Origin of the sequence: Sphingobium naphthae, assembly GCF_043589935.1 — a bacterium.
Taxonomy (GTDB): domain Bacteria; phylum Pseudomonadota; class Alphaproteobacteria; order Sphingomonadales; family Sphingomonadaceae; genus Sphingobium; species Sphingobium naphthae_A.
In genome coordinates this window covers 19900-27223 of sequence record NZ_CP171459.1, presented here as the reverse complement: position 1 = coordinate 27223, position 7324 = coordinate 19900, and the positions used below count along the sequence as shown (strand labels likewise).

Below are 7324 nucleotides of genomic sequence, written 5' to 3'. Positions count from 1 at the left end.
CGGGATCAACTCCTCGGTGGGCGTGTGAAGTGTGGTAACTCCACCTTACCGATGAGCCCGGTGGCCACCGAGACCGAAATCGCGTGGGTGGGGCATGCCCCACCCACGCGATCGCCTCAATCTACACCGGAAATTACACCACGAGCGCGGACGCTAACGTTCACCTGGGTATAGGGGGCGGCGATACGGGCGATTGAGGCAGGACTAAACCGGAACCAGGCCGCTCCAAACGCACAATGCGAACCTTGCGAAAGTGCGAGAGTGCCTCATCGCAAGCTGGTTTGTTAGCACACCATGCAAACAGATTCAGCCTGAGCCGATGTCTGTCGTCGACCTGTACGTTAACAAAGACCTTGAACGGTTTTGCCTCGTGCGCTGGTTGCTCATCAGACACATGACTATACCGACCGACCAGAGACGGTCTGCCAGCGATCTGAGGTGGTGCCGGTTTTCTGGACAGGGTGTTAAGCTACTCCCGACCTGATGGATTGGTACGGGAATGAAGACGACGAGGAAGCGCTACAGCGCTGATTTTAAGGCCAAGGTCGCGCTGGAAGCGATCCGGGGCGATCTGACGCTGGCGGAGCTGGCAGCCAAGCATGGCGTGCACCACACGATGATCGCGTCGTGGAAGCGGCAGGCCATCGAGGGCATGGCAGGCACGTTCTCCGGGGCTGGCGATGTGGCCAAGGCCGTCAGCGAGAGCGAGGTGGAAAAGCTGCATGCCAAGATCGGGCAATTGGTCGTCGAGCGGGATTTTTTAGCGAAAGCCTTCGGTCGATGAGCGTGGACCGGAGGCGGGCGATGGTCGAATCTGCTCACCACCGCCTGTCGATTACGGCGCAGTGCCGCCTGCTGCGCATCAGCCGCTCGTCGTATTACTACGCACCGGTGCCGGAAACGGACGAGACGCTGGCGCTGATGACGGTGATCGACGCGACGTTCCTGGACTGCCCGTGGTACGGCAGCCGCCAGATGGCGCGGCACCTGCGGCGTGCCGGGCACGAGGTCGGTCGCCGTCGGGTGCGTCGCCTGATGGCGAAGATGGGGCTGACGCCGATCTACCAGCGGCCCCGCACGAGCGATCCGCACCCGCAGCACCGGGTCTATCCGTATCTACTGCGCAAGCTGGCGATTGAACGGCCCAATCACGTGTGGTGCGCCGACGTGACGTACATCCCGATGCGCCGTGGCTTCCTCTATCTGGTAGCAATCATGGACTGGGCGACCCGCAAGGTGCTCGCCTGGCGGCTGTCGAACACGATGGACGCCGGCTTCTGTGTCGCGGCGCTGGAAGAGGCGTTGGCCCGGTTCGGCAAGCCAGAAATCTTCAACACGGACCAGGGCAGCCAGTTCACCAGCTACGCCTTCACCAGCGTGCTGCGTGACGCCGAGGTCCGCATCAGCATGGATGGCCGGGGCCGGTGGATGGACAACGTCTTCATCGAACGCCTCTGGCGATCCCTGAAGTACGAGTGCGTTTATCTCCACGCCTTCGAGACCGGCTCGGAGCTGCGGGCTGGCCTTGGCCGGTGGATCACCTATTACAACACCCAGCGTCCGCACTCGGGACTAGCCGGGAGAACCCCGGTCGAGGCCTATCGGCGCATCGGGCAATCAGGTCATGGGGGGCATGCCCCCCATGACCTGATGATCAAACAGGCGGCATGAACGACAACCGGGATTAGCTTAACTCAGCCGCCAAACTGTCCAAGAAGGCGGGACCACTTCAATCATCTCTTCCGATATACTACAAAGTGCGCTCCCAGCAGCACATGTAGGAGGGCCACTATATAGGCCGAAATCCGTGCTGATGATAGCGTCGGTCGATAGCCACTCCTCAACCTTACTGTCGATCCCTTGAACCCATCGGCGCTTGAACTTTTCAGGAAGAACAAGCTCGTAGTCATAGGCAATCTGCCTCCCGCCTTCTGAGTGCCTTTGATGGTCTGTCAGGTCGCAGCCCGTGGCGGCATGAAGAGCGGCGATTGCGAAGACTTGGCGGGCTCGCCACCGAAAATGGCTGCAACTCATCAGGCGAGACGACTCTGGCTTTTATTAGGGTGCTGGACAGGAGCATAGCCGACGTCCGCTATCCACCACCACTTCTGGTTGTTCGTGATCCGTTCGCGTCTAGCGTACGCAAAACTCACTTTCGTGTCGTGACCCCATCTAGGGCAAGACGTGAGCGCCCGCCCCGGCGGCGTCATGGTCTATAGACCGAATTTAATCGCATTTTCGCCCGATACCGACGGTCATTGAACCGTCCAGGCTGGTGACGGGGCGCGAGACAGCGCGGCAGTTTTTCCCTTTGGCAGGCGGCCGAAGCGCTCTGCGCTCTGCGGGTGTCATACACACCTGTTCACGCAGCCATCGGTCGGCAAAGGCTTGCCCATCGACACGAACCCGGCGTCGATAACGAGACTGGTATCGGGATTTTTCCTCCGGCGATAGCGACTGGAACGTGCAGTTCCGCTTTCCCTGCGAAGCTACCGTTGGCTGAGCGGCTGCGGACGAGGAATCCAGTATCAAAACGCCGGCGGCAAAGAACGCGAGGAAAAGTCCGGTGTGCATAAGGAAAGCTTCACTCGATGCCTGTGCCAAGAGACAGGAATAGTCGACAGCTCATGTCGAACAAACCGGCAAGTGCAGGGTGCCGGCCGAAGCATGACACCGGCTAGTTGCCGCACATTCCCAGCGGCCATCCTGCCAGTAAAGCCCTATCCGTTCCGCGTTGCTGATCGCGGGCGGCTCCCCTTTGCGCCAGAAGGCGCGCATTTTGGCCCGGTCATCCAAATGCGCGTCGGCGACGATCGCGCGCGCAGCCTGGATGAACTGGCCGTGCCCGAACACATAGACCAGCGAGCCAGCAGGCATGGCGGCGAGGCGCGTCAGCGCCGCCTCGCCGCGCCGGAGCAAGGCGCTGAAACTCTCCGCCCCCTCCCCGTCGCAATAATCCGGATCGGCCTCGCTCCAATAGCGTTCGAGGTGCGGCATCCGTTCGGTGCTGCGCGTGCCGTTCCAGCGCGCCGGCTGCAAATAGGTGAACTCTTCTATCGGCCACACTTCGACCGGCACGCCGGGAAAGCGCGCGATCGTCGGCGCGGCCGTCTGCCGGGTGCGGGTATAGGGTGAGGTGACGATGAGCGCGGGCGCTTCGGCCCAGCTCGCCGCAACTGCACGCGCCTGTTCATGGCCGCGCTCTGTCAGCTCGATCGTCGCCAGATCGTGACAGGGCAAGCCGGCATTGCCGGTGCTTTGGCCGTGGCGGATGAAAATCGCCCGCATGTGCGTCATCTATCCGAATACCTCGCTATGAGAGCCAAGGCGCGCGAGGCGCAGTGTGTCGTCGTCGGGCTTGGCGTAGATCAGCACCAGGTCCGGCTTGACGTGGCAATCGCGATAGCCCGCCCAATCGCCGCTCAGATCATGGTCGCGATACTTGGGATCAAGCGGCGTGTCGGTCGCGAGCGCGGCGAGGACGAGCAGAAAATCGGCGTCGAGCGTGGCGCGATGCCGTCCCTTCGCTTCCCGCTTGTAGTCGCGCTTGAACCGGGTCGAACGATCAATCGTCCGCATGGAGGTCCGCCATCAGCGCCTCGACGCTGGCGAACTTGGTCCCCTTCCCCGCCGCCAGTTCCGCCATCGCCTCGCGCGTCGCGGCGTTCGGCACCTTGACCTCGAAAGGCAGGCGACGTTCATCGGCGATACGCAGCATCAGCAGCCGGATCGCGTCAGAGATCGAAAGCCCCATCGCGCCCAGCGCGGCCGTGGCGCGCTCCTTGGTGGCATTGTCGATCCTGGCGCGAACATAGGTGTCGGAAACAGCCATTGGGATTTCCCTCTGAAAACGTAGTCCTAATGTAGTCACACAATCTGATTTTGGCAAGGCACAGGGGATCATGCGCCTGCCGCTGGCGCGGCACCGTGGCCCTACTCGCTTCGCTCCCCAAGCCCGCAAGCGGTCTTGGCCCAAGGTGACGACCCACATGGCGGGGCGAGATCGCAAGCGGATCTCGCTGCATGGTGCCGGCGTGCGCCGGCACGCCGATGCTCGTTTCAAGGGGGAAAGGCGGTCCCGGCCGCCTCTCCCCCGCAACGGGATTAGACGGGGCCGTGCCTCGCTGCGCTGCGGCCGCTCCACCCCCATCGAATTCCGCTGCCCCCTCTCTCGCCGGCGTTCTTGGGCGTCCGTGTTCCGGCCGATGCCATGCCAGCGCAGATCGCGGCCATCCTCGCGCATGAGCTTGTCCATGCCGCCGTCGGCATCCCGGCAGGGCATGGGAAAGCGTTTATACGCGTTGCCCTTGGCCTTGGCTTGCTCGGGCCGATGCGCGCCACTACCCCCGGCGAGGCGTTCCTTGCGGCCATCGCGCCGATCTTGGAGGGCGTCGGCCCCCTCCCCCATGCCCGTCTCGATACGGACGGAGAGTCGACCGCGCCTAGGAAGCAGAAAACCCGGATGCTCAAATGCGAGTGCGCGACGTGCGGCTATACGGTGCGGACCGCGCGCAAGTGGCTTGAGCAAGCCGGAGCGCCGCTTTGCCCGATCGAGGATCATGGCCGCATGCAACATGAGCCGCTGGACGATGACGAGGCCGAACCGGAGGAATGATGCGCCGCGATTCCGCCATTTCAGCGAACGATAGGGCTTCCCCTGCCGACCCGCTGTGTATACAAGTATAGAAATATACGTGTAGGAGTGTAGCATGAAGGTTCTCGCCATACTCTCGCAGAAAGGCGGTGTCGGGAAAACGACGCTCGCCACCTGTCTGGCGGTCGCGGCCGAGCAGGCGGGCAAGGTCGCCGCGATCATCGACCTGGACCCGCAGGCGACGGCTTCGTTCTGGAAGGACGTGCGCCAGCTCGACACGCCCGCCGTGGCGTCGATTCAGCCGGTGCGTTTGCCGGCGATGCTCAAAGCCTGCGAGGACGCCGGCACCGATCTTGTCGTGATCGACGGGGCGGCGGTCGCGCGCGACGTGGCCTATGAGGCAGCGCGCCATGCCGATTTCATCCTGATCCCGACCAAGACGGCGGTGTTCGACACGATGAGCATGACGCACACGCTCGACGTGGTGCGCCAGCTCGACCGCGCCTTTGCTGTGGTCCTTACCTTCGTGCCCCCGCAAGGTCAGGAAACCGGCGATGCGATTCAGGCCGTGGCGGAGCTGGGCGCAACGGTTTGCCCGGTGACGATCGGCAACCGCAAAGCCTTCTTCCGCGCCCAAGCCGGAGGCCAGGCCGTGCAGGAGTTCGAGCCGCATGGGCCAGCGGCCGACGAAATCCGGCGACTATACGAGTATACAAATATACGCCTATACAATCAGGCGGAGGTGGCATGATGGCAAAGGGCGGAAATAGTCTGCAAGCGGTGTTGAACCGCGCCAAGGCGGATGGCGACGCAGCCCCAGCCCCGGCGCTGGCGGTCGAGCCGGTAGACGTGACCCGCAAGGCCCCGCCGAGCGGCCGACAGGGGACCAAGTTGATTGGCGGGCATTTCCCTCCCGAGGTCAGCACGCAGCTTCGTATCATCGCGGCTGAGGAGGGGACGACCGTTCAAAGCCTGCTAGGCGAGGCGCTGGACGACCTGTTCGTGAAGAAGGGGAGAGGGCGCATCGCAGGCTAGTATAGGTGTATACAGATATACGCCTATACTAGCGCAATGGGGCGGTTTTGTGCTTGTTGCGGCAGAAGCCGATGAAGGCGGCGCGGGGGCTTTTCAGTTCCGGCCGCCCGCTGTCGATCCACCATGATACCCATTGGTCGTAGAGCGCATAAACGTCATAGCCAGGCGCAACACTCTTTGCGTCGTGGAAGCCTTCGGGGTCGATAAAGGGCCGTTCGGGTTCCGCCTCGATCGCCTCGACCGTATCCAGCGCCTCGCGATTGCGGAACGTGACCGTATCGCCATTCATTTCCACGGCATAGTCGGGCAGATGATCGTGCGCGACGAGATCGCGCAGCATTGAGCGGAACACGCGCAGATGGCTACTCGCGCCAGTCTTTTTCTGTAGCGTTTCGACCGAGATCGACCATTTTTCCTGCGCGCCGCAATGCTTGCGCGCCAGCTCGTAGATGCGGCGTTCGAGCGGTTTGCGGAGGCGGAAATAATCGCGATGCAATGTCAGGACGCTGCGCCCCTCGACCATTCGCAGTAGCCAGTCCGAGAGCGTCACCTTGATTTCCGACATTTGGCCGGACTTGGTTTGGCGGACGATCCGCCATTCGTTGATGAGGCCGAAACCTTCGGTGATTTCCTCGCCATCGGCCTTGATGTTCGTGGTGATCCGCGTGCCGGACAGCCGCTCGAAGGCATTGCGGAGCCGGTCATAGCCGTCGCCATCGGTTTGCCGGTTCGTCCACACCAGCAGATCGCGAGCGGTGAGGTGCAAAGTGCGGCTCGGCCGCTCCCCCTGGTTCATCTTCGCGATGAGCTGGGAGATGCAATAGATCAGAATATCCTTGTCGTGGATCGTCGCCAGCCCTTTGACGCTGGGGATGATTTCGAGCTTGTTGCCGTTATGCTCGTAGCGGAACACGCGGCGATCGGGCTTGGTTGCGAGCGAGAAAATCGGATGCTCCATAGAGGCCATGTCATCCTTGGGGATGGCGTCGAGAACATCACAAATGAACAGATCGGGATCAGGATAGCGAACCGGCAACAGGGGAGGGCGTCCCTCCGCGCCGTTCGGGGTTTCGATGACGGCAAGCGAAAGTTCGGGGTTTCGTTGACGGTCAGGCTCGATTCGGGGTTTCATTGACGACCAACCTAGATTCGGGGTTTCATTGACGCAACGGAAAAGTTCGGGGTTTCATTGACGGCCGCCCACGATTCGGGGTTTCGTTGACGCAGATTCGGGGTTCTGGAGTCGGTCGATTCGGGGTTCCGTTGACGGGAGAGCTAAAAAAACGACCGTTTCTATCAATATTTTCAATGGATTACGGGACCGCCAAAATTCCGTAACACGACTCTTTAACCCATATATTAACACTAGCCCGACCTGTGGATAACTTTGGCCGCAGAGCGAGCCTGATACCCCCATGTCGTGGCTTCACCCACCAGCGTGCCGCCAGATCGGACAGCTTGTCCCGAAAATCAGGACAGAGGCAGCGCGACCTACCCGGCGCGCCGCGCTTGAGGCACGATCAGAATGAAGAAAAGCGCCGCCTCTTGGGGCTTCGCCCCGCCGGCTCGCGGCCTTCGGCCGCCCCGGATCGCTTTGCGATCCTCCCACCCGGCATCCCCATGATGAGCCGGCTTCGCCGGCGCGCTTTTTGTTAGAGTGGGGATCGTTTAAACGCTACACCTCCATCGCAGCCA

The 7324-nt window shown here is 62.0% G+C and carries 7 protein-coding genes and 1 pseudogene; 4 read left to right on the top strand and 4 right to left on the bottom strand.

Translation table 11 applies throughout. From position 1 onward, the window contains the following. The first annotated feature begins 499 nt into the window (after positions 1 to 499). Positions 500 to 1671 (top strand): IS3 family transposase gene (locus ACGGKE_RS18875; protein ID WP_138921382.1). Its coding sequence is split into 2 segments (ribosomal slippage): positions 500 to 764 and positions 764 to 1671, totalling 1173 coding nucleotides; the frame shifts between segments, so codons are not numbered across the junction. Positions 1672 to 2625: 954 nt separating this feature from the next. Here the strand turns inward: ACGGKE_RS18875 and ACGGKE_RS18870 are convergent. From ACGGKE_RS18870 to ACGGKE_RS18860, 3 genes are read right to left on the bottom strand one after another with little or no spacing between them, the layout of a single operon-like run. After that, the gene (locus tag ACGGKE_RS18870; protein ID WP_394443468.1) at positions 2626 to 3288 is read right to left on the bottom strand and encodes a histidine phosphatase family protein; all 663 of its coding nucleotides are present in this window, start codon (positions 3286 to 3288) and stop codon (positions 2626 to 2628) included. A 9-nt stretch (positions 3289 to 3297) separates the two neighbouring features. Then, complete coding sequence (locus tag ACGGKE_RS18865) at positions 3298 to 3579, bottom strand: type II toxin-antitoxin system YafQ family toxin (RefSeq protein WP_394443466.1); 282 nt, start codon at positions 3577 to 3579, stop codon at positions 3298 to 3300. After that, positions 3566 to 3832 carry a type II toxin-antitoxin system RelB/DinJ family antitoxin gene (locus ACGGKE_RS18860; RefSeq protein WP_004213356.1) on the bottom strand — a complete coding sequence of 89 codons (267 nt, stop codon included), beginning with the start codon at positions 3830 to 3832 and terminating at the stop codon, positions 3566 to 3568. The genes ACGGKE_RS18865 and ACGGKE_RS18860 overlap by 14 nt, the downstream gene beginning before the upstream one ends. Positions 3833 to 4204: 372 nt before the next feature. Between ACGGKE_RS18860 and ACGGKE_RS18855 the strand changes: the two are divergent. From ACGGKE_RS18855 to ACGGKE_RS18845, 3 genes and pseudogenes are all read left to right on the top strand, one after another. Beyond that, positions 4205 to 4615, top strand: a pseudogene (locus ACGGKE_RS18855) (transcription elongation protein SprT); the annotation flags it as partial. A gap of 94 nt (positions 4616 to 4709) precedes the next feature. Beyond that, entirely contained in the window at positions 4710 to 5345 is a 636-nt protein-coding gene (locus ACGGKE_RS18850; protein WP_394443464.1) for an AAA family ATPase, read from the top strand. After that, positions 5345 to 5629, top strand: a complete 285-nt coding sequence (locus tag ACGGKE_RS18845) for a ribbon-helix-helix domain-containing protein (RefSeq protein WP_066861373.1) — start codon at positions 5345 to 5347, stop codon at positions 5627 to 5629. The genes ACGGKE_RS18850 and ACGGKE_RS18845 overlap by 1 nt, the downstream gene beginning before the upstream one ends. A gap of 28 nt (positions 5630 to 5657) precedes the next feature. Here the strand turns inward: ACGGKE_RS18845 and ACGGKE_RS18840 are convergent, their stop codons facing one another. Then, a complete protein-coding gene (locus ACGGKE_RS18840) occupies positions 5658 to 6761 on the bottom strand; it encodes a replication initiator protein A (protein ID WP_394443462.1) in 1104 nt (367 codons plus the stop codon). Between the last annotated feature and the right edge of the window lie 563 nt (positions 6762 to 7324).

Bases quoted from the DNA above. Each gene is read 5' to 3' on its own strand.
- ACGGKE_RS18850 (WP_394443464.1), top strand. From the start codon at position 4,710: ATGAAGGTTCTCGCCATACTCTCGCAGAAAGGCGGTGTCGGGAAAACG.
- ACGGKE_RS18840 (WP_394443462.1), bottom strand. From the start codon at position 6,761: ATGAAACCCCGAATCGAGCCTGACCGTCAACGAAACCCCGAACTTTCG.
- ACGGKE_RS18870 (WP_394443468.1), bottom strand. From the start codon at position 3,288: ATGCGGGCGATTTTCATCCGCCACGGCCAAAGCACCGGCAATGCCGGC.
- ACGGKE_RS18865 (WP_394443466.1), bottom strand. From the start codon at position 3,579: ATGCGGACGATTGATCGTTCGACCCGGTTCAAGCGCGACTACAAGCGG.
- ACGGKE_RS18845 (WP_066861373.1), top strand. From the start codon at position 5,345: ATGGCAAAGGGCGGAAATAGTCTGCAAGCGGTGTTGAACCGCGCCAAG.
- ACGGKE_RS18860 (WP_004213356.1), bottom strand. From the start codon at position 3,832: ATGGCTGTTTCCGACACCTATGTTCGCGCCAGGATCGACAATGCCACC.